The sequence below is a fragment of the Cryobacterium breve genome, from assembly GCF_004402375.1.
GTDB lineage: Bacteria > Actinomycetota > Actinomycetes > Actinomycetales > Microbacteriaceae > Cryobacterium > Cryobacterium breve.
In genome coordinates this window covers 97,941-118,246 of record NZ_SOGJ01000023.1, presented here as the reverse complement: position 1 = coordinate 118,246, position 20,306 = coordinate 97,941, and the positions used below count along the sequence as shown (strand labels likewise).

The 20,306-nt window shown below is 68.0% G+C and carries 17 protein-coding genes; all 17 read right to left on the bottom strand.

Annotated features, from left to right (window positions below; all coding sequences use genetic code 11):
• Positions 1-44 precede the first annotated feature (44 nt).
• Positions 45-1,502, bottom strand: a complete 1,458-nt coding sequence (locus tag E3O65_RS10485; protein WP_134363673.1) for a glutamate synthase subunit beta — start codon at positions 1,500-1,502, stop codon at positions 45-47.
• Positions 1,495-6,072 carry a glutamate synthase large subunit gene (gltB, locus tag E3O65_RS10480; RefSeq protein ID WP_134363672.1) on the bottom strand — a complete coding sequence of 1,526 codons (4,578 nt, stop codon included), beginning with the start codon at positions 6,070-6,072 and terminating at the stop codon, positions 1,495-1,497. Before gltB ends, E3O65_RS10485 begins: the two co-directional genes overlap by 8 nt.
• 122 nt (positions 6,073-6,194) lie before the next feature.
• Complete coding sequence (lgt, locus tag E3O65_RS10475; RefSeq protein ID WP_134363671.1) at positions 6,195-7,190, bottom strand: prolipoprotein diacylglyceryl transferase; 996 nt, start codon at positions 7,188-7,190, stop codon at positions 6,195-6,197.
• Between the two features lie 64 nt (positions 7,191-7,254).
• Complete coding sequence (trpA, locus tag E3O65_RS10470; RefSeq protein ID WP_198411649.1) at positions 7,255-8,055, bottom strand: tryptophan synthase subunit alpha; 801 nt, start codon at positions 8,053-8,055, stop codon at positions 7,255-7,257.
• A 32-nt stretch (positions 8,056-8,087) separates the two neighbouring features.
• Positions 8,088-9,305 (bottom strand): tryptophan synthase subunit beta, encoded by a 1,218-nt coding sequence (trpB, locus tag E3O65_RS10465; RefSeq protein ID WP_134363670.1) that lies wholly within the window; start codon positions 9,303-9,305, stop codon positions 8,088-8,090.
• Positions 9,306-10,076, bottom strand: a complete 771-nt coding sequence (trpC, locus tag E3O65_RS10460) for an indole-3-glycerol phosphate synthase TrpC (protein WP_134363669.1) — start codon at positions 10,074-10,076, stop codon at positions 9,306-9,308. It lies immediately after the preceding gene.
• Positions 10,077-10,080: 4 nt separating this feature from the next.
• Positions 10,081-10,305, bottom strand: coding sequence for a DUF6704 family protein (locus E3O65_RS10455; protein ID WP_134363668.1), 225 nt, complete (start codon positions 10,303-10,305; stop codon positions 10,081-10,083).
• A gap of 99 nt (positions 10,306-10,404) precedes the next feature.
• Entirely contained in the window at positions 10,405-11,034 is a 630-nt protein-coding gene (locus E3O65_RS10450; RefSeq protein ID WP_134363667.1) for a Trp biosynthesis-associated membrane protein, read from the bottom strand.
• Positions 11,035-12,573: an anthranilate synthase component I gene (locus E3O65_RS10445; protein ID WP_134363666.1), complete on the bottom strand. Its 1,539-nt coding sequence runs from the start codon at positions 12,571-12,573 to the stop codon at positions 11,035-11,037. It lies immediately after the preceding gene.
• Positions 12,574-12,575: 2 nt separating this feature from the next.
• Positions 12,576-13,010 (bottom strand): phosphoribosyl-AMP cyclohydrolase, encoded by a 435-nt coding sequence (gene hisI / locus E3O65_RS10440; RefSeq protein ID WP_134363665.1) that lies wholly within the window; start codon positions 13,008-13,010, stop codon positions 12,576-12,578.
• 36 nt (positions 13,011-13,046) lie between these two features.
• The gene (gene hisF / locus E3O65_RS10435; protein ID WP_134363664.1) at positions 13,047-13,808 is read right to left on the bottom strand and encodes an imidazole glycerol phosphate synthase subunit HisF; all 762 of its coding nucleotides are present in this window, start codon (positions 13,806-13,808) and stop codon (positions 13,047-13,049) included.
• Positions 13,809-13,838: 30 nt separating this feature from the next.
• On the bottom strand, positions 13,839-14,678 hold the full coding sequence (hisG, locus tag E3O65_RS10430; RefSeq protein ID WP_134363663.1) for an ATP phosphoribosyltransferase: 840 nt from the start codon (positions 14,676-14,678) through the stop codon (positions 13,839-13,841).
• Positions 14,679-14,757: 79 nt separating this feature from the next.
• Positions 14,758-15,021, bottom strand: a complete 264-nt coding sequence (locus E3O65_RS10425) for a phosphoribosyl-ATP diphosphatase (protein ID WP_134363662.1) — start codon at positions 15,019-15,021, stop codon at positions 14,758-14,760.
• A gap of 12 nt (positions 15,022-15,033) precedes the next feature.
• Positions 15,034-15,702 carry a ribulose-phosphate 3-epimerase gene (gene rpe / locus E3O65_RS10420; protein WP_134363661.1) on the bottom strand — a complete coding sequence of 223 codons (669 nt, stop codon included), beginning with the start codon at positions 15,700-15,702 and terminating at the stop codon, positions 15,034-15,036.
• A 138-nt stretch (positions 15,703-15,840) separates the two neighbouring features.
• Positions 15,841-17,319, bottom strand: a complete 1,479-nt coding sequence (locus E3O65_RS10415) for an RsmB/NOP family class I SAM-dependent RNA methyltransferase (protein WP_134363660.1) — start codon at positions 17,317-17,319, stop codon at positions 15,841-15,843.
• A complete protein-coding gene (gene fmt, locus E3O65_RS10410; RefSeq protein ID WP_134363659.1) occupies positions 17,316-18,233 on the bottom strand; it encodes a methionyl-tRNA formyltransferase in 918 nt (305 codons plus the stop codon). The genes E3O65_RS10415 and fmt overlap by 4 nt, the downstream gene beginning before the upstream one ends.
• The gene (locus E3O65_RS10405) at positions 18,234-20,303 is read right to left on the bottom strand and encodes a primosomal protein N' family DNA-binding protein (protein WP_134363658.1); all 2,070 of its coding nucleotides are present in this window, start codon (positions 20,301-20,303) and stop codon (positions 18,234-18,236) included.
• Positions 20,304-20,306 lie beyond the last annotated feature (3 nt).

Below are 20,306 nucleotides of genomic sequence, written 5' to 3'. Positions count from 1 at the left end.
AGGTGGTGGATCTCTTGGAATTGAATCACTGGATCAGCGACCAATCAGATTGCGAAGGCATGATCGGTCGGCTTGACCGGTGCAGGCAATTGCGTCTCGCCTTCGAGGAATTTGTCGACTGCTGCCGCGGCAGCACGGCCCTCAGCGATCGCCCAAACGATGAGCGACTGGCCACGGCCGGCATCACCAGCCACAAACACGCCCTCGTGACTGGTCTGGTAATTAACGTCACGCTCGACATTACTCCGCCCATCGACCGGCACGTGCAGCTGCTCGGTCAGCGCGCGTGACTCGGGACCCGTGAAACCCATGGACAGGAGCACCAGGTCCGCGGGGATCTCACGCTCCGTGCCCGCTTTCGGCACGCGACGCCCGTCTAGGAACTCGGTCTCTGCCACGCGAATGGCGCGCACCTCCCCGGCCTCGTTGGCCAGGAATTCGACCGTTGACACCAGGAATTCCCGGATACCGCCCTCTTCGTGGGCACTTGACACCTCGAACAGAGTCGGCGACAACGGCCAAGGCTGGTGTTCGGGTCGTTCGGTGCCGGGCTGGCGCCCGATGGCGAGATTGGTCACGGATGCGGCGGACTGGCGGTGCGCCGTGCCGATGCAGTCCGCGCCGGTGTCGCCGCCGCCGAGCACAACCACGTGCTTGCCCTCCGCAGTGATCTGCTGGTCGACCGTGTCGCCGGCGCCGACTCTGTTCTGCTGCACCAGGTATTCCATGGCGAAGTGCACGCCGGGCAGGTCGCGTCCGGGGATGGGCAGGTCGCGAGGAACCATGGCGCCCGTCGCGATGACGACGGCGTCATAGCGGGCTCGGAGGTCGTCCCAGGTGATGTCCTCGCCTATCGTGACGCCCGCCCGGAAGCGGGTTCCCTCGGCGGTCATTTGGGCCAGTCGGGTCTCGAGGTGCCTCTTCTCCATCTTGAAGTCGGGGATGCCGTAGCGCAGCAGCCCGCCGATCCGGTCGTCCCGTTCGAAGACCGCCACCGTGTGACCGGCCCGGGTGAGCTGCTGGGCCGCCGCGAGGCCGGCCGGCCCCGAGCCGACGACGGCGACGGTCTTGCCGGTCAAACGTCCTGGAGGCTGAGGCTGCACCCATCCGTTGGCAAACGCCTGATCGACGATGGAGACCTCGACCTGCTTGATCGTGACCGCGGGCTGGCTGATGCCAAGAACACAGGACGATTCGCACGGCGCCGGGCAGAGGCGCCCGGTGAACTCCGGGAAGTTGTTGGTGGAGTGCAGCCGCTCGATCGCCTGCCGACCCTCGCCGCGCCAGGTGAGGTCGTTCCATTCGGGGATGATGTTGCCCAGCGGGCAGCCCTGCTGGCAGAACGGCACTCCGCAGTCCATGCACCGACCGGCTTGGCGCTTCAGCACGGCAGAGTCGCGCTGCTCATAGACCTCTTTCCAGTCCATCAGGCGCACGGACACAGGACGACGGGCCGGAAGCTCCCGCTCCGTCGTCTTCAGGAATCCCTTCGGATCAGCCATTGGTTGCCTCCAAGATTCGGTTCCAGACGACGACTCCGTCAGGGTCGAGCCCCTCCGTTACGGCGGTCTGTCTGGTTGCCAGGACCGCTGCGTAGTCACGCGGCAGAACCTTGACGAAAGTGGACATGGTGTTGTCTACGTCGGCCAGCAGCCGGGCCGCCAGGGCGGAATCGGTCTGGTCCCGGTGCTGCTCGAGCAGGTCGCGCACGATCTCCCGATCCGCGCTGCCGAGCGGCAGGAGCGCGAGCTCGCCGGAATCAAGGGCCTGACGGTTGACGTTCTCGGTGCTGAGCCCGTAGACGTAGGCCGTTCCGCCGGACATCCCGGCCCCGAGATTGCGCCCGGTATCGCCCAGAATGACGGCCAGTCCCCCCGTCATGTACTCGAGGGCGTGGTCGCCGACGCCCTCGACGACGGCGGTGGCGCCGGAGTTGCGGACCAGGAAGCGTTCACCCACGATGCCACGGATGAACATGCTGCCCTGCGTGGCGCCGTAGCCGATCACGTTGCCCGCGATCACGTTCTGTTCTGCCTTGAACAGGCTGCCCCGGTCGGGCCGCACGGTGATCTGGCCACCGGAGAGCCCCTTGCCGACGTAGTCGTTGGAGTCGCCCTCCAGCCGCAAGATGATCCCACTGGGCAGGAAGGCGCCGAAGGATTGGCCGGCGCTTCCGGTGAGGGTGACGTCGATAGAGCCTGATGGCAGACCGTTCTCGCCATGACGAACCGTGACCTCGTGCCCGAGCATGGTGCCCACGGCGCGTTCGGTGTTGCGAATGGGCAGCGACAGGGTGATCTGGCCGCCATGCTCGAGCACACTCGCACTCTGGCGGATCAGTTCATTGTCGAAATGGAGTTCGAGCTCGTGCTCCTGCGCTCGGCCGGACTGTCGTGGTTCTCCCGCCGAGAAGTCCGGGCCGACCAGGATGGGCGATAGGTCGAGGCCCGAGGCCTTCCAGTGGGTCAGCGCGCCGTTGACGTCGAGAACCTCGCGGTGGCCGATGGCCTCGTCCAGGCTGCGGAACCCGAGTTCGGCGAGGTATTCGCGCACCTCCTGGGCGATGAACTCGAAGAAGTTGACGACATGCTCGGCCTTGCCCGTGAAACGCTTGCGCAATTCGGGGTTCTGGGTGGCCACGCCCACCGGGCAGGTGTCCAGGTGGCAGACGCGCATCATGACGCAGCCCTCCACGATCAGCGGTGCCGTGGCGAAGCCGAACTCCTCGGCGCCGAGCAGGGCGCCGATGATGACGTCGCGACCGGTCTTCAACTGCCCGTCGACCTGCAGCACGACGCGGTCACGCATCCCGTTGAGCATCAGGGTCTGCTGGGTCTCGGCCAGGCCGAGCTCCCAGGGAGTGCCGGCGTGCTTGAGGGAGTTCAGCGGGCTGGCGCCCGTGCCGCCGTCGTGACCGGAGATCAGAATTACATCGGAGAGCGCCTTTGCCACGCCCGCGGCCACCGCGCCGATGCCCGACTGGCTGACGAGCTTGGTGTGGATGCGTGCGGACGGGTTCGCCCGCTTCAGGTCGAAGATGAGCTGTTTGAGGTCTTCTATCGAGTAGATGTCGTGGTGCGGGGGCGGCGAGATGAGGCCGACGCCGGCAGTCGCGTGCCGGGTGCGCGCGATCCACGGGTAGACCTTGGTGGGCGGCAGCTGGCCGCCTTCGCCGGGCTTGGCGCCCTGGGCGAGCTTGATCTGGATGTCGTCGGCATGGGACAGGTACATACTGGTCACGCCGAACCGCCCGGATGCGACCTGCTTGACCGCGCTGCGCCGTTCCGGGTCGAGCAGGCGGTCGAGATCTTCGCCGCCCTCACCCGTGTTGGACTTGCCACCGAGGCGATTCATCGCGATCGCGAGGGTCTCGTGCGCTTCGGCGGAGATGGATCCGTAGCTCATCGCGCCCGTCGCGAACCGCTTCACTATGGCGGAGACGGGTTCGACCTCGTCGAGCGGCACGGGGTGGCGCTTGCCGCTGGTGAAGGTGAACATGCCGCGTAGCGTCATCAGGCTCGATGCCTGGTCGTCGACGAGCTTGGTGTACTCGCGGAAGATGTCGTACCGGCGGGTGCGGGTGGAGTGCTGGAGCCGGAAGATGGTGTCCGGGTTGAACAGGTGCGGTGAGCCGTCGCGGCGCCACTGGTATTCTCCGCCGGTGGCGAGGCGCTCGTGGGCGGTGACCGCGGCGTCCTCGGGGTACGCCGCCCGGTGACGGGCCTCGTTCTCGGCTGCGATGACGTCGATGCCGATGCCGCCGAGTTTGCTGGTCGTGCCGGTGAAGTACTGGTCGACGAATTCCTGATTCAGGCCGACGGCTTCGAACGTCTGGGCGCCGGCATAGGACGACACGGTTGAGATGCCCATCTTGGACATGATCTTGAGCACACCCTTACCGAGGGCCTTGATCACGTTGTGCACGGCCTGTTCCGGGGTGCCGTCGGTGATGTAGCCGCTACGCACGAGGTCCTCGCAGGTTTCCATTGCAAGGTACGGGTTGACGGCGGAGGCGCCGTAGCCGATGAGCAGTGCGACGTGGTGAACCTCGCGCACATCGCCGGCCTCGACCACGATGCCGACCTTCATCCGGTTCTCGGTACGGATCAGGTGGTGGTGCACCGCGGCGATCATCAGCAGCGACGGGATGGGGGCCAGGTCCTTGTTGGAGTCCCGGTCGGACAGGACGAGGAACATCGCGCCGTTCTCGATGGCCGCGTCGGCCTCGGCGCACATCGCGGCGATGCGCGCCGCGAGGGCGTCCGGCCCGTCTTCGAACCGGTAGAGACCGCGGATGGTCGTGGTGGTGCGGCTGCCGGGCGCGATGTCGATGTGCTGGATCTTGGCCAACTCGTCGTTGTCGATCACGGGGAAATCGAGCACGACCTGCCGGGCGTGCTCGGGACCCACCGACAGCAGGTTGCGCTCGGGCCCGAGCCCGAGCTTGAGGGAGGTGACGACTTCCTCGCGGATCGAGTCGAGCGGCGGGTTCGTCACTTGGGCGAACTGTTGGGTGAAGTAGTCGAACAGGAGCCGGGGACGTTCGCTGAGCACGGCAATGGGTGTGTCGGACCCCATGGCACCGAGCGGTTCCCCGCCGAGGCGCGCCATCGGAGCCAGAAGAATCCGAACCTCTTCCTCGGTGTAGCCGAACGTGCGCTGGCGACGAACGACGGATGCCGGCGGGTGCACGATGTGCTCCCGGTCGGGAAGGTCCTTGAGGTTGATCCGGCCGTCGTCCAGCCAGGTTCCCCACGGCTCGCTCGCCGCGAGGTCGGCTTTGATCTCGTCGTCTTCGATCAGCCGGCCGGCCACGGTGTCGACGAGGAACATCTTGCCGGGGCGCAAGCGGCCCTTCCGCACGACGTGGCTGGGGTCGATGTCAAGCACGCCGATCTCGCTGGCGAGTACGACGAGACCGTCGTCGGTGATGAGGTACCGGCCGGGACGCAGGCCGTTGCGGTCGAGGGTGGCTCCGACGAGGGAGCCGTCAGTGAACACGATCGCGGCCGGGCCGTCCCACGGCTCCATCAGCATGGAGTGGTACTCGTAGAACGCTCGTCGGTCCTCGTCGAGATCGGTCTGGTTTTCCCAGGCCTCGGGCACCATCATCATGACGGCGTGCGGCAGGGACCGCCCGGACAGGCTGAGCAGTTCCACCACCTCGTCGAAGGAGGCCGAGTCGCTGCCGCCGGGGGTGACGATCGGCAGCAGTGGCGCCAGATCGCCGAGCAGCTCCGACTCGAGCTGGGACTGACGCGCCTGCATCCAGTTGCGGTTGCCCTGCACAGTGTTGATCTCGCCATTATGGGCGATCATGCGGAACGGCTGCGCGAGTGGCCAGGACGGGAAGGTGTTGGTGGAATAGCGCGAGTGCACAAGGGCGAGCTTCGATACGAAGCGGGGATCGGACAGGTCAGGGTAGAACGGCTCCAGCTGCAGCGTCGTCACCATGCCCTTGTAGACCATGGTGCGACAGGACAGGGACGCGAAGTAGATCGCCAGCTCGCGCTCGGCACGTTTTCGCAGACGCAGGGTCTGCCGGTCTAGCGCGATGTCGCCGAGCAACAGACCGGACTCGGTCATGCGAGCGCTCTGCACGAATAGTTGTTGGATGGCCGGCATGGCCGCGCGGGCGAGGTTGCCGACCTCGTCGGGGCGCACGGGCACTTCGCGCCAGCCCAGAAGGACCAGCCCCTCCTCCTGCGCGATCCGGTTGATCTGGCGCTTGATGGCGCTCCGGGCGGTGGGGTCGGTGGGCAGGAAAACATTGCCGACGGCGTATCGGCCTGCCTCGGGCAGGGTGAACTCGGTCACCGCCCGGAGGAATTCGTCGGGGATCTGGGTGATGATGCCCGCGCCGTCGCCGGTGCCGGCGTCCGAGCCGACCGCACCGCGGTGCTCGAGATTGCGAAGCGCATCGAGCGCGAGGGTGATGATGTCGTGGCCGGCGGTGCCTCGCAACGTGGCGACCATGGCCAGACCACAGGCGTCGCGCTCGTCGGCCGGGTTGTAGAGGCCCTGCGGCTTCGGCACGCTGCTGAAGCGCGCGAAGAGGGGTGTTTGCGGCATTGGACCGTCCTCACGAAGGTAACTGTCAAGTGGGGACGACGTTGGCCCGCTCAGGTAGACATTTGCGCGGCGGCCCGTCATACCGGGTCACAAGCCGTGGAACAGGTTGTGGTTACCTGAGCCTAGAGGCGCGAGTTGCTGGTGCTTGTGGCTGCAACGTTGTTCTCGTCGGCGGGACGCACGGCCTCATCACCGTGATCCGCTAAGTCCGAATCAAACTCTTCAGATTCTACCTCAGGGTCGAGGCCCTTCCACTCCCGGCCGGGTACGTACACGCTCACCGGCAGTCCGGTGTGGCGACGACTCTGCACGACGATCAGAATGATCCCCACCAGAATGGCGGCATAGGCAGCCCACACATTGGTGCGGATACCGAAGAACATCTCGCTCGGATCGACCCGAATCGATTCGAAGAAGCTGCGGCCGAGGCCGTACCAGATCAGGTACACGCCGAAAGCCTTGCCCCACTGGAGGGCGACCTTGCGTTCGATCGCCAGGATCAGGACGACGCCGACGACGTTCCAGATCATTTCGTAAAGGAAGGTTGGGTGAAACAGGGTTTCGGGGGGCAGCCCGATCGGGAAGGCAGGGTTGGCCGCGGAGATCTCCAGACCCCAGGGTAGGTCGGTGGGCAGCCCAAAGAGTTCCTCGTTGAACCAGTTGCCGAGTCGTCCCATAGCCTGCGCCACGAGCATCCCGGGCGCCAGGGCGTCGGCGAAAGCCCAGAAACGGATGCCGGACATCCGGCAACCGATGTACGCGCCGACGGCGCCGCCCAGAAGCGCTCCGAAGATGGCGTTGCCGCCCTCCCAGATCGCAATGACGTCCCACGGGTTGGCACCCTCGTAGAAGTAGTCACCCGGGTGGGTGAGCACGTGGTAGATGCGGGCGCCCACGATGCCGAGCGGAACGGCCCAGAGGATGATGTCGAGGACCACGCCCGGTTCGCCGCCCCGCTTCGTCAACCTCCGGGAGGTCATGACGGTGGCGGCGACGATCCCGGCCAGGATGCAGAGAGCGTAGGCGTGGATGGTGAACGGGCCGAGGGTGAAGGAGCTCCAGTCGGGGCTCGGGCTCGGGATGCTCAGAAGAAAAGACACCTGGGAACTACCTTTCATCGTGACGCCGGGCACTCCGGAATGGCCGAGACCGCCTCGGTCAACATACCTTAGCTGGGGGGGCTTAGCTGGTGGGGCGGATGTCCCTGGCCCCGGCGGCCAGGTCGCGGGCGAGGGCGGCAACGGCCGAGACTCCTCCGTCGGACAGCGCTTTGACCAGCGCGGATCCGACGATGGCGCCGTCGGCGTAGGCCAGAATCTCCCTGACCTGCTCCGGGGTGGAGATACCGAGGCCCACACAGGCGCTCGTGGACCCAGCGGCGCGCAGCCGGTCGACGAGCACCCGGGCAGCGGAGTCGACGTCGCCGCGGGCTCCCGTGATGCCCATGGTCGAGACCGCATAGACGAAGCCGCGGCTCGCATCCACTGCCTGGCGCAGTCGATCGTCGGACGAGGAGGGCGCAGCGAGGAAGACCCGGTCCAGGCCGGTGCGTGTGCTGGCGGCAACCCAGGCAGCTGAGTCATCCGGGATGAGGTCGGGGGTGATCAGGCCGGCGCCGCCGACCGCGAGCAGGTCGTCGGCGAACCGATCGACCCCGTACTGCAGGATCGGGTTCCAGTAGGTCATCACCAGGACGGGCACGTTCACCTGCGCGGTGATCGCCGCGACGGCCTCGATCCCGTGGCGGAGGCGGAATCCGTTGGCCAGGGCCTGCTGGGTCGCCGCCTGAATGACCGGACCGTCCATCACGGGATCGGTGTAAGGCAGTCCCAGCTCGAGGATGTCGACGCCGCTATTGGCGATGGCGACGGCAGCATCAATGCTCTCGCTGAGGGTGGGGAAACCGACCGGCAGGTAGCCGATCAGGGCGCCGCCGCCCTCGGAGCGCCGGCGCGCGATGGTCGCCTCGACCATGCTCGTCATTCCGGGTGCCATGCCGTGGCCTGTCCGGGCGCTCATGACTGTTCCGCGCCTGAGTCGAGCAGGTCGAAATATCGACCTGCGGTTTCCATGTCCTTGTCTCCGCGACCACTGAGGTTCACCAGGATGGTGGCCTCAGGGCCGAGCTGCTTGCCGAGCTCGAGGGTGCCGGCGAGGGCATGCGCCGATTCGATGGCGGGGATGATGCCCTCGGTTCGGCTGAGCAGCCGGAGGGCGCTCATCGCCTCGTCATCGGTGACCGGCAGGTAGGTGACCCGCCCGATGCTGGCGAGCCAGGCGTGCTCGGGCCCCACTCCGGGGTAGTCCAGACCCGCGGAGATCGAGTGCGACTCCACAGTCTGACCGTCTTCGTCCTGAAGGAGGAGACTGCGGGCACCATGCAGGACGCCGGGGCGCCCCTTGGTGATCGTCGCCGCGTGGCGGAGAGTCTCCGCTCCGTCGCCGCCGGCCTCGTAGCCGAACAGGGCCACGTCCGGGTCGTCGAGAAAGGCGTGGAAGATGCCCATGGCGTTCGAGCCGCCGCCGACACAGGCCGTGACGGCGTCGGGGAGGCTTCCGGTGAGGTCCAGGACCTGTTGGCGCGCTTCTTCACCGATGATTTTCTGGAAGTCGCGCACCATGGCGGGGAACGGATGCGGACCCGCGACCGTTCCAAAGATGTAGTTGGTGGTCTCGACGTTGGTGACCCAGTCGCGCATGGCGTCGTTGATCGCATCCTTGAGGGTGCGAGAACCCGTCTTGACCGCGACGACCTCGGCGCCAAGGAGGCGCATCCGGGCCACGTTCAGGGCCTGTCGCTCCGTGTCGACCTCGCCCATGTAGACCACGCAGTCCAGTCCGAAGAGGGCGGCGGCCGTAGCGGCCGCCACACCGTGCTGACCGGCTCCGGTCTCGGCGATCACGCGCGACTTGCCGATTCGCTTGGTGAGCAGGGCCTGGCCGAGCACGTTGTTGATCTTATGTGAACCGGTGTGGTTGAGGTCCTCCCGCTTCAGAATGATGCGGGCCCCGCCGGCATGCGCCGCAAACCGCGGCACCTCGGTGATCAACGACGGTCGACCAGTGTAGGTGCGGTGCAGTTCCATCAGCTCGGCCGCGAAGGCCGGGTCCTGCCGGGCCAGCCCGTACTCGTTGGTGAGTTCGTCGAGGGCCGCGATGAGTGATTCCGGCACGAACCTCCCGCCGAAGTCGCCGAAGTACGGGCCTGCTTCTGTTCTGAGAGACGTTGACATTTAAACCGCCAGGAATTCGGAGAGGGTGCGGATGGGATCGCCCGTGACGAGGGCCTCGCCGACGAGCACGATGTCGGCGCCGGCGGCGCGGTAGTGCGCCACGTCCGCCGCGGTTTTCACGGCGGACTCCGCCACGCGCACCACGCCGGACGGAATCTGGTCGGCGAGCCGACCGAAGAGGTTCTGGTCGAGCTGGAACGTGGTGAGGTCGCGGGCATTGACCCCGACCAGGCTCGCACCGATGGAGACGGCTCGGTCGACTTCCTCTGCGCTGTGAGTCTCGACCAGTGCGGTCATGCCGAGCTGGCGCACGAGGTCGTGCAGTGAGACGAGGGTGGCCTGGTCTAGGGCCGCGACGATGAGCAGCACCATGTCGGCGCCGGCTGCCCTGGCCTCGAAGACCTGGTAGGGCTCGCCGATGAAGTCCTTGCGCAGTACCGGGATTCGCACGGCCGCGCGCACCTGTTCGAGGTCGGACAGCGACCCCAGGAACTTGCGGCCTTCGGTGAGCACGCTGATTGCGCTCGCGCCGCCGAACTCGTAGGACACGGCGAGGGAGGCAGGGTCGGAGATCTCGGCCAGGGTGCCGCGCGACGGGCTGGCTCGCTTGACCTCCGCGATGATCTTGACCCGGTCCGCCGGAGCAAGCACGGACAGGGCGTCGATCGCGGGCGAACGGTCGAGCGCTTCCGCCTCGACGAGGCTGAACGGACGTGAGACGCGACGCTGGTGCGCGTCGGCGACCGCCCCGGCTAGAAGGTCAGACAGCACTCGACTAGCGGCCCTGGTGCGAGGAAATGGTCACGCCGTAGCCGACCTTGGACAGGATCCATCCGACCAGGAGGCCTACCACGAGGAGGCCCGCGGAGGCCCAGACGAGCCAGGGGATTACAAGGAAGAAAGCGACGGTACCGATGGTGATGGCCAAAAGCATGATGGTGACGGCGGTCCAGGCCGCGATCGAATGGCCTTCGCCTGGGTCTACCGATTCGAAGCTCATGGTTCTCCTTTTGTGCGTTGACGGGCAGAACAAGTCTAGCGGCCTCGCGCTTCACCGGCCTGCCCGTGAAGCCGGCTAAACCGGGAATCAGGTCTCGATTCAGCGCGGGCCGGTGGGGTCCTCACCGCGGCTCAGTCCGTCCCAGTCGTCAATGGAGTCTCGCTCCTGGCCGGCTGCGTCTGCGGCGCCCGAATCGTCCGGGTCGGCCGGTGCAAAGCGCACGGCCTGGTACCGCGACGTCGGACCGGGCCAGTGGCGGGCGGTGACCAGCACCGACACGCCCGCTCCGGCGATGACCACGCCGGAGAGGAGGGCGACGAACGGCCACGCCGTCAGCGAGGCCGAGACGACGGCGTCGACGACCGACTCGGTGCCGGCGATCCCAGTCACATCGGTGACGGCGCCGGCGCTGGCCGTGGCCGGGTCGGTAATCGCCAGGAACGCCGACAGGAACACGGACGAGCCGAGCAGCACTCCGAGCACACCCAGAACCAGGCGGATCACGGGACCAGCGATGCTCAGGGCTCCGGCGAGGGCCATCCCGGCCAGAGCGAGAGCCGTGACTCCGGGCGCGGCCGTGGCGCCCGCGACCTCGATGGTCTGCCGGGCCGAACCGGACTGCGCCACCTCGGCGTTCACCCACGGCTGCGTCCAGGCCAGCAGAGCCAGTCCGCTGCCAGCGAGGACGACAAGGATATTCACCAGCTTGACGCGGCGTGCGGATGCCACCTACCGCACCCGTTTCATGGCGTTGGCGACGGCGACCGCGCGGAGGGGCGCCGCTGCCTTGTTCTGTGATTCTTGGTATTCGGAGGCCGGGTCGGAGTCGGCGACAAGCCCGCCACCGGCCTGAACCCGCGCGACGCCGTTCATGATCGTCGCGGTCCGGATGGCGATGGCCAAGTCGGCGTCGCCGGCGAACCCGAAGTAACCGACCACTCCCCCATAGACGCCGCGCTGGGTGGGCTCGAGGGCGTCGATGATCTCCAGGGCACGCGGTTTCGGCGCTCCGGAGAGGGTCCCGGCCGGGAACGTGGCACGGAAGACGTCGATGGCGGAACGGCCCGGCAGGAGGTTGCCCTCCACCGAGGAGACCAGATGCATGATATGGCTGAAGCGTTCGATCCGCATGAACTCGGTCACCTCCACCGAGCCGGCGGTGCACACCTTGAGCAGGTCGTTGCGGGCCAGGTCGACGAGCATGAGGTGCTCGGCGCGTTCCTTGGCGTCGCCCGCGAGCTCGGCTTCGAAGTCGGCGTCGGCCTCGGGCGTCGCGCCGCGCGGTTTCGACCCCGCAATCGGATGCGTGAAGACACGGTCGTTTTGCACCTTGACCAGGGCCTCCGGTGAAGAGCCGACGATCCAGTACGTCTCCTTGTCCGTGGATTCCAGGCTCAGCAGGTACATATAGGGCGAGGGGTTCAGGCTCCGCAGCACTCGGTAGACGTCGATCGGGTCAGCCGTGCAGTCCTGGTCGAAACGCTGCGAGATGACCACCTGGAACACGTCGCCGTCGACGATGTGCTCCTTGGCGACGTCGACCGCGACGAGGAAATCCTCGCGGCGGGTGCGGTGGGTCGGAAATGCGGGCGTGGACAGGTCGACCTCGGCCAGCCAGGCCTCCGAGGGTTCTGCCAGTCGGGCCTGCAGCGCGTCGAGCCGCGCCTGGGCGGCCGCCCAGAGGGCATCCGTCTCGTCGTGGCCGTCATTGAGCACGTTGGCAATGAGCTGGACGGTGCCGTATTTGTGGTCGATCACAACAAGGTCGGCGACGAAGCTGAACGCCTGGCCGGGCACGTCATAGTCCGTCGTCGGCCGGTTGGGGAGACGTTCGATCTGACGGATCGCCTCCCAGCCGATGAAGCCGACGAGGCCACCCGTCAGGGGCGGGTGGCCGGGCATCCGCGGGGTTTCCCAGCGTTCGTAGAGGGCGGCGAGGGCGGCCAGGGGGCCGAGGCCGACGGCGGCGCCGAGGGCACGCTCGGCCGAGAGGCCGTAGTCGAGCCAGCGTGTCTCGTCGCCCTTCTGGGTGAGCACTCCGAACGACGACACCCCCACGAAGGAGAACCGGGACCAGATCCCACCCTGCTCTGCGGACTCGAGCAGGAAGCTGCCCGGCTGCCCAGCGGCGAGCTTGCGGTAGATACCCACCGGGGTCTCACCGTCAGCGAAAAGCTCGCGCACCACGGGGATGACCCGGTGGTCGGCGATCAAAGTCGCGAACTCAGCGGCGGTGGTCGACGCGGTGTTGGAGCTGCTCGGGGCCATGGTCAGTCCTTCTGGTCGTCGGTTGAGTCAGGATCGATGGAGACCCTGTCCGATGACGCGCCGCCGGATACGGGGCGGGCACCGGTCACGACCTCGATGCCGCGCCCGTCGAAGCAGGTGCGCGAGCCCGTGTGGCAGGCGGCCCCGACCTGGTCGGCCTGGACGAGGAGGGTGTCTGTGTCGCAGTCCAGGGCGGCTGACTTCACGTACTGGGCGTGACCGGAGGTGTCGCCCTTGCGCCAGAATTCTTGCCGGCTGCGCGACCAGAAAGTCACGCGGCCTTCGCTGAGGGTGCGGCGCAGGGCCTCCCGGTTCATCCAGCCGAGCATGAGCACCTCGCCGGTGTCCCATTGCTGGATTACGGCCGGCAGCAGTCCGTCGGAGTTGAACACGGCCAGGGCCAGGGCGTCGTCGCGGGTGGAGAGCAGATCGGTCATCGGGGAGCCGTTTCGGGTCGGGTGAAGCAGGGCAAATCAGCGCACGGGCAGTCCGGAGCGCCACAGCTCCGCCTTAACGTCGCCCACGGTGAGCTGGCCGCCGTGGAAAACAGATGCCGCGAGCACGGCGTCCGCCCCCGCCGTGATCGCCGGCGGAAAGTCCTCGACGCGGCCGGCACCGCCGGACGCGACCACTGGAACGGTGCTCAGGTCGCGCATCAGCGTGATCAGTTCCAGGTCGAACCCGGCCTTCGTGCCGTCGGCGTCGATGGAGTTGACGAGCAATTCGCCAACCCCGAGTCCGATGGCGGTGCGCGCCCAGGCGAGGGCGTCCAGGTCGGTTTCCGTTCGACCGCCGTGGGTCGTGACGACGAAACCGGACTCGGTGCGACCGCTGCGCTTGACGTCGAGCGAGAGCACCAGAACCTGCGAGCCGAACCGGTCGGCGATCTCACCGATCAGGGCCGGCCGCCGGATGGCGGCGCTGTTCAGGCCGACCTTGTCGGCCCCGCTGGCCTGCAACCGCGACACGTCCTCGACGGTGCGGATGCCGCCGCCCACCGTGAGCGGTATGAACACCTGCTCCGCGGTGGCGCGCACGACGTCGTAGGTGGTGTCGCGGTTGTCCACCGTGGCAGTCACGTCGAGGAAGGTGAGCTCGTCAGCACCCTGCTCGTAGTAGCGGCGGGCGAGCTCGACGGGGTCACCCGCGTCGCGCAGGTTCTGGAAGTTCACGCCCTTCACCACGCGGCCGTCGGCCACGTCGAGGCAGGGGATCACCCGCACCGAAAGACTCACGATCGTGCCTCCATTGTGTGTCGCCGCCCCTTACAACCGGGCGTTGTGGATGGAGCTGATCAGGATGGCGCGCGCTCCGAGTTCGTAGAGCGCGTCCATGACGTGGTTGGTGTTCAGGCGCGGGATCATGACCCGCACGGCAACCCACTCCGGGTCGTGCAAGGACGACACCGTGGGCGACTCGATACCGGGTGCCAGGAGGCACGCGTCGTCGAGGAGCGCCTGCGGGATGTCGTAGTCCATCAGCACGTACTGGCGGGCCACGAGCACGCCCTGCAGCCGGCGCAGGAGCGTCGCGATCCCGGGTTTGTCGTTCTCGGAACTGATCAGCACCGCTGTGGACTGCAGGATGACCGGGCCGAAGATCTCGAGGCCGGCCTTGCGCAGGGTGGAGCCGGTGGAGACGACGTCAGCGACGGCATCCGCGACGCCCAGCTGCACGGCGGACTCGACCGCGCCGTCGAGAGTGACCAGGGTCACGCTGACGTCGTGCTCGGCGAGGAAGGCCTCGACCAGACCGGGGTAGCTGGTGGCGACGCGGAGACCCGACAGGTCGCCCAGGTCGGTGAAGCGGCCGTGCGGGCCGGCGAACCGAAAGGTGGAGTCACCGAAGTCGAGACTGGCGATCTCCTGGGCGGTGGAACCCGAGTCGAGCAGCAGGTCGCGTCCGGTGATGCCAACGTCGAGGGCGCCGGACCCGACGTAGGTGGCGATGTCGCGGGGGCGCAGGTAGAAGAACTCCACGTCGTTGAGCGGGTCGGAGACAACGAGGTCACGCGGGTCACGGCGCCCGGTGTAGCCCGCCTCGAACAACATCTGCGCGGCGGTTTCAGACAACGAGCCCTTGTTGGGCACGGCGATTCTCAGCATTTCAGCACTCTCTGCGTCTTCAGGCTCTGGCAAAACAAGTCTCACGGGCGTGCCCGGGGGTGGTGCGCTTTCGGAGATGTCACAGGTGGCGGTACAGATCGGCGGGGGTCAGGCCCTTCGCCAGCATCATCACCTGCACGTGGTACAGCAGCTGGCTCATCTCGGCGGCGGTTTCGTCGTCGCTCTGGAACTCGGCGGCCATCCACACCTCGGCTGCCTCCTCGACGATCTTCTTGCCGATGGCATGAACGCCGGCGTCGAGTTCACGAACGGTCCCTGAGCCGTCGGGGCGGGTACGTGCTTTGTCGCTCAGTTCAGCGAACAGTTCGTCGAAGGTCTTCACGTCTCTAGGGTACTAGTGCGCGTGCTGGTGTTCGGTCGCGGCGGCGCGCAGCAAGGCGATCTGCTTCGCCGGGTCCGCAGCATTGAACACGCTGGAACCGGCCACGAACGTATTCGCGCCGGCTTCGGCGGCGATCACGATGGTGTCCTCGGTGATTCCGCCGTCGACCTGAAGCCAGACGTCCAGGCCGGACTTCTTCACGGCATCCGACAGCGTGCGGAGCTTACGCATGGTGGAGGGCATGAAGCTCTGCCCGCCGAAGCCGGGTTCGACGGTCATCACCAGCACCTGGTCGAATTCGGGCAGCAGCTCGAGGTAGGGCTCGATGGCCGTGCCTGGCTTGAGGGCGATACCGGCCCGGGCGCCGATCGAGCGCAGCTTGCGGGCCAGGCCGACCGGGTTGGTGGTGGTCTCCGCGTGGAAGGTGACCGAGAAGGCGCCGGCCTCCGCGTAACCGGGCGCCCAGCGTTCCGGGTTCTCGATCATCAGGTGCAGGTCGAACGGGAGCGGGGAGACCTGCGCGAGGCGATCGACGACGGGTGGCCCGAACGTCAGGTTGGGCACGAAGTGATTGTCCATGATGTCCACGTGCACGAGGTCCGCGGTGCGGATGCGCCCCAGGTCCCGTTCGAGATTCGCGAAGTCTGCGGCGAGGATGCTGGGGTTAATCCGGGTGACCATGCTTTTACCCTACTGCGGGCGGGTGGTCGATATAGGTCCGCGGGCCGGGGAACGAATTCGACGGAGACTTCGCCTGGATCGGCCCCGGACCCTCCGAAAAGGAGGTTTCGGACCAGAATCTCCGTCGAATTGGTTCAGCTACCCCGTGCGCTCGAGCAGGGTGATGAACATGGCGTCCGTGCCGTGCCGGTGCGGCCACAGCTGCACGCTGCCACCGTCGCCGGCCAGGTCGAGCGGGGACGTGCTCAGCTGTTGCAGAACGGATGCCGTGTCGAGGGTCCGCACGCGCCCCGCCCACATTTTCAGCGCGGTCGAGACGATCCCCCGCGTTTCCGCGATGTGCGGCGAGCAGGTGACATAGGCGAGCACGCCGCCCGGCTTGAGCGCGCCGAGAGCTGCGTCGATCAGGCCGAACTGAAGGTCTGAGAGCTCGGCGACGTCCTTGGGCTGTTTGCGCCATCGGGCCTCCGGTCGCCGACGTAGCGCGCCGAGCCCTGTGCAGGGGGCGTCGAGCAGGATTCGGTCGAATTTTTCCGCGTGCTCTGCGCCGAACCGGGTGCCGTCCTTTTCCCAGACGGGCACGTCGGCAGGCACTGCGGCCAGCGCCTTGCGCACGAGTGACGCCCGGGCGGGGACCAGCTCGTTGGCGATGAGGCTGGCCCCGCCGACCAGCGCCTCCGAGGCGAGAAGGGCGGCCTTGCCGCCGGGGCCGGCACAAAGGTCGAGCCAGCGCTCCCCCGGCATCACCGGGCGCACCCGGCTGAGGGCGAGAGCAGCGAGCTGGGAACCCTCGTCCTGCACCCGGAGCCGGCCGCCGCTGTCCTGCATCAAATGCACGGGGTCTCCGCCGGCGAGCACGAAACCGGTGGGTGAGTAGTCGTTGGCCCGGCCGAGCCCGTCGGTGTCCTCGGTGTTGCTGAGACCGGGCAGAATCACCATATTGACCCTGGGGGCGGCGTTGTCGGCGATCAGGAGCTCCTCGAGCTCGGCCTCGCGGTCCTCCAGCCGCAGGGACTGGCGGAACGCGCGCACGACCCAGACCGGGTGCGAGTGCTCGGCGGCGAGGCGGTCGTCGTCAGTGGACGCCTCGCTGAGCACGCGGTCTCGCCACTCGTCGGCGCTGGAGCGGGAGATGGTGCGCAGCACCCCGTTGGTGAAACCGGTGGCGGCGCGGGAGCCGACCTGGCGGGCCAGTTCGACGCACTCGTTCACGGCGGCATGGGTGGCCACCCGGGTGGCGAGCAGCTGGTGCGCGCCGAGCCGGAGCACGTCCAGGATGGCCGGGTCGATCGCGGTGACCGGCCGCCCGGCGGCGTCGGCGATCACGCGGTCGTAGAAGCCCTGCATGCGCAGGGTGCCGTAGGTCAGCTCGGTGGCCAGCGCGGCATCCGCGGTGCTCAGCGCCGCCCGCTTGATGCGGGTGGGCAGCAGCAGGTTCGCGTATGCGTCCGACTCCCGCACCGCTGCGATGACCTCGTAGGCAACCCGACGGGCCGGCTGCACGAGGTCGGCCGGAGGGCGTTCCGAGGTGCGCCCGCCGGGTCGGCGCGAACCCGGCGGCCGGTCACCCTGCGGCCGGCCGGCCTGCTGCCGGGCCTGTGCGCGATCGTCACTCATGAGGCCACCACCTCCGTCGCCGCTACTCCACGCCACCAGTCGATTGCTTTCATCTGTGTCTTTCCGGCTGGTTGCACGGTGACAAGCTCGAGTGGCTCCGTCCCCGTTCCAATCAGCACTTTCTTGTCAATCTCGCGGATCACGCCGGCCGGTTGGGGCTCGGCTCCCTGAGTCAGGGCCACGCCCTGGAGTTTGAGGCGGGCATCGCCGATCACCGTGAACGCACCGGGTTCCGGGGTGACCCCACGCACCCGGTTGAACACCACTCGGGCCGGTTCGGACCAGTCGATGCGGGCATCCTCCAGGGTCAGCTTGGGGGCCAGAGTGACCGGGCCGGACTGCGGAACGGCCGGGAGGCCACCGACCTCGAGGGCGTCGATCACCTGCAGTAGCAGCTGCGCGCCGCTGACGCTGAGGTCGTGCAGCAGGCTGCCGGCTGTGTCAAAGCTGCCGATGGTCTGGCTGAACTGCGCGAACACCGCACCGGCGTCGAGCTCCGGCACCAGTTGGAACACGGCGGCGCCGGTCAACTCATCGCCCGCGATGAGGGCGCGCTGCACCGGTGCCGCGCCGCGCCAGCGCGGGAGTAAGGAGAAGTGCAGGTTGATCCAGCCGAGCCGGGGCACCGACAGGAGCGGTTCGCGCACGAGCCCGCCGTAGGCGACGATGACGCCGAGGTCGGGCTGCAGCGCCGCGATTCGGGCGGTCGCCCCCGCGTCGAGACGGTTGGTCTTGATGAGAGGCAGCCCGCGTTCCGCGGCCGCCTGCGCAAGCGCCGAGGGAGTGAGCTGGCGCCTGCGGCCGACCGGGGCATCCTCCCGGCTGATCACGGCAGCCAGTTCGTGCGGGGACTGGGCCAGGGCGACCAGGCTGGGCACGGCCGCCTGGGGCGTGCCGGCGAAGACGAGTTTCATTTACAGCAGCTCCGGGTCGTCGAATCGTACTTTGAGTGTAGGCGCGGGGCGGAAGGCCGCCCCCTTCGGGCGTCGGCGGCGGGCGGCGTTCCGCACGATCGCGGCCTTGAGCGCACGGGCCACCTCGTCGCCGCTGGCATAGGGCAGCCGCACGATTGCGCGCACCAGAGCATCCTCCGTACCGACCGGGCCGAGAACGTCGACACCATCCATTCCGCTGAGGTCAGCCAGGGCGGCAGCGACGTCGGCGTCGGTTCCGGTGACGGATGCCGCCCTCACGGCAGGCGGGAACTTGAGCTGGCGGCGATCGGCCAGCTCCGACGCCGCGAGCATTTCGGGCTGCCAGGAGTTGAGCGCGCGGGCGACCAGCCCGCCAACACCGACCAGGACCACGGCGGCGCCCGGTGCTGCGAGGGCCGCGGCGTTGCACCACCAGCGCAGGCAGTCCTCTCCCACCCGGAGGGACTCTCGGGCGAGCATCCGTTCGCCGTCGAGCAGCAGGATGGCCCGGTAACCGCCCGTGGGGATGGGCTCGGCTCCCCGGGTGGCGATAACCAGGGCGGGGGCATCGCCCAGGTGCTGCAACGGGTGCTCGCCATCGGCGATGATGATGCGCGCGCCGGGGAATGCTCGGCCCAATTCTTCGGCGGTGCGACCCGTGCCGAGGGTGACGACTCGGAGGGCGCGCCCCTCACAGTGCACGCAGCTCCAGTTGGCGGCGAGGGCGCCGCACCAACGGCACGACGGGGTTGAGTTCTTGGCGGCCAGGGCGAGCGGACCCTGGCAGGTGGTGCAGCGGGCTGCTTTCTTGCAGCTCTGGCAGGCGAGCATCGGAGCGTAACCCGGGCTGGCCACCTGCACGAGAACGGGACCGTGGGCGAGCGCCTCCTTGGCGGCGCGCCAGGCGGCCGTCGGGATGCGAGCGGCACGGGCCTGCTGGTCGGGCTCGGACTGAAAATCGGTGGGGATCACCCGCGGATGCCGGCTCCTCTCGGGGTGCACCGCCGTGAGCCAGCCCAGTTCGACCAGCCGCTGCACCTCGACCGTGCGGGAGTGGCCGAGGAAGACGAGGGCACAGCCGGACTGGCCCTGGCGCACGAGCGCCGCGTCGCGGGCGTGCACATAGGGACTGAGCGGTTCGCCGTGCAGAGGGTCACCGTCGTCGAAGAGCGCGATCAGACCGAGGTTCGCAGCCGGCGCGTACACGGCAGAACGGTTGCCGAGAACGATCCGCGGTGCCGGGGCGAGGGCAGCCAGGAAGGCCCTGTAGCGGTCCGCATTCGGCTGGCGCGCGTCGACACGGCTGACCGAACCGGCCGGGGCAAGCAGATCGAGCGCGGCCTGAACCTGGTCTTGGTCGCGGTAGTCGGGCACGACGAGGATAGCGCTCTGCCCGACGGTCAGGCTGGCCACCGCAAGTTCGGCGAGAGTCAGCGCCCAGTGCCCGACCGTCTGCCCGTCGGGCAGTAGTCGCAGGTCGGGCACCGCGGCGACGCAGAGCCGCGCGTGCGCGGCGACGGCCGTGTCCAGTGTGCCGGTCGGATAGTCGGCGCAGGCCCACCCCGCGGGGGTAGCACAGGCGGCAGGGTCGGCCTGGGTGGCGGCTTCCACGGTCGCTGTCCCGGCCCCCGCCACGTCGGCATCCGCCGCCCGGCCCGCCAGCCAAGCCTTCTCCACCCGCACTTGGCGCGGGGGCACGGCGAGTCGGATGACGTCACTCGCGTTCCCGGAGGCCCGGTCGGCCACCCGCCGGGCGAGCTCCCAGACCTCTGGCGTGAGCACCTGGGCGGCGGAGACCACACTTTCGATCGGGCTCAGCGCACCGCGAAAGTCGCTGCCCGCGTCGAGGCCGGACAGCGCCTCCGGGTCTGCGGCCGGTTCAGCCGGCTCCAAGACCTCGATCAGGTACCCGTCGGCCACGCGGCCCGCCGAGCGCAGCGGAACCCGCACGCGCACCCCCGGTCGGGCGATGCCGGCCAGTTCGTCCGGGATGCTGTAGTCGAACAGGTGGTCGAGCTGCGGCAGCGGCGAGTCGATCAGCACCCGGGCCACGAGGCCTGGACGGGTCATCGA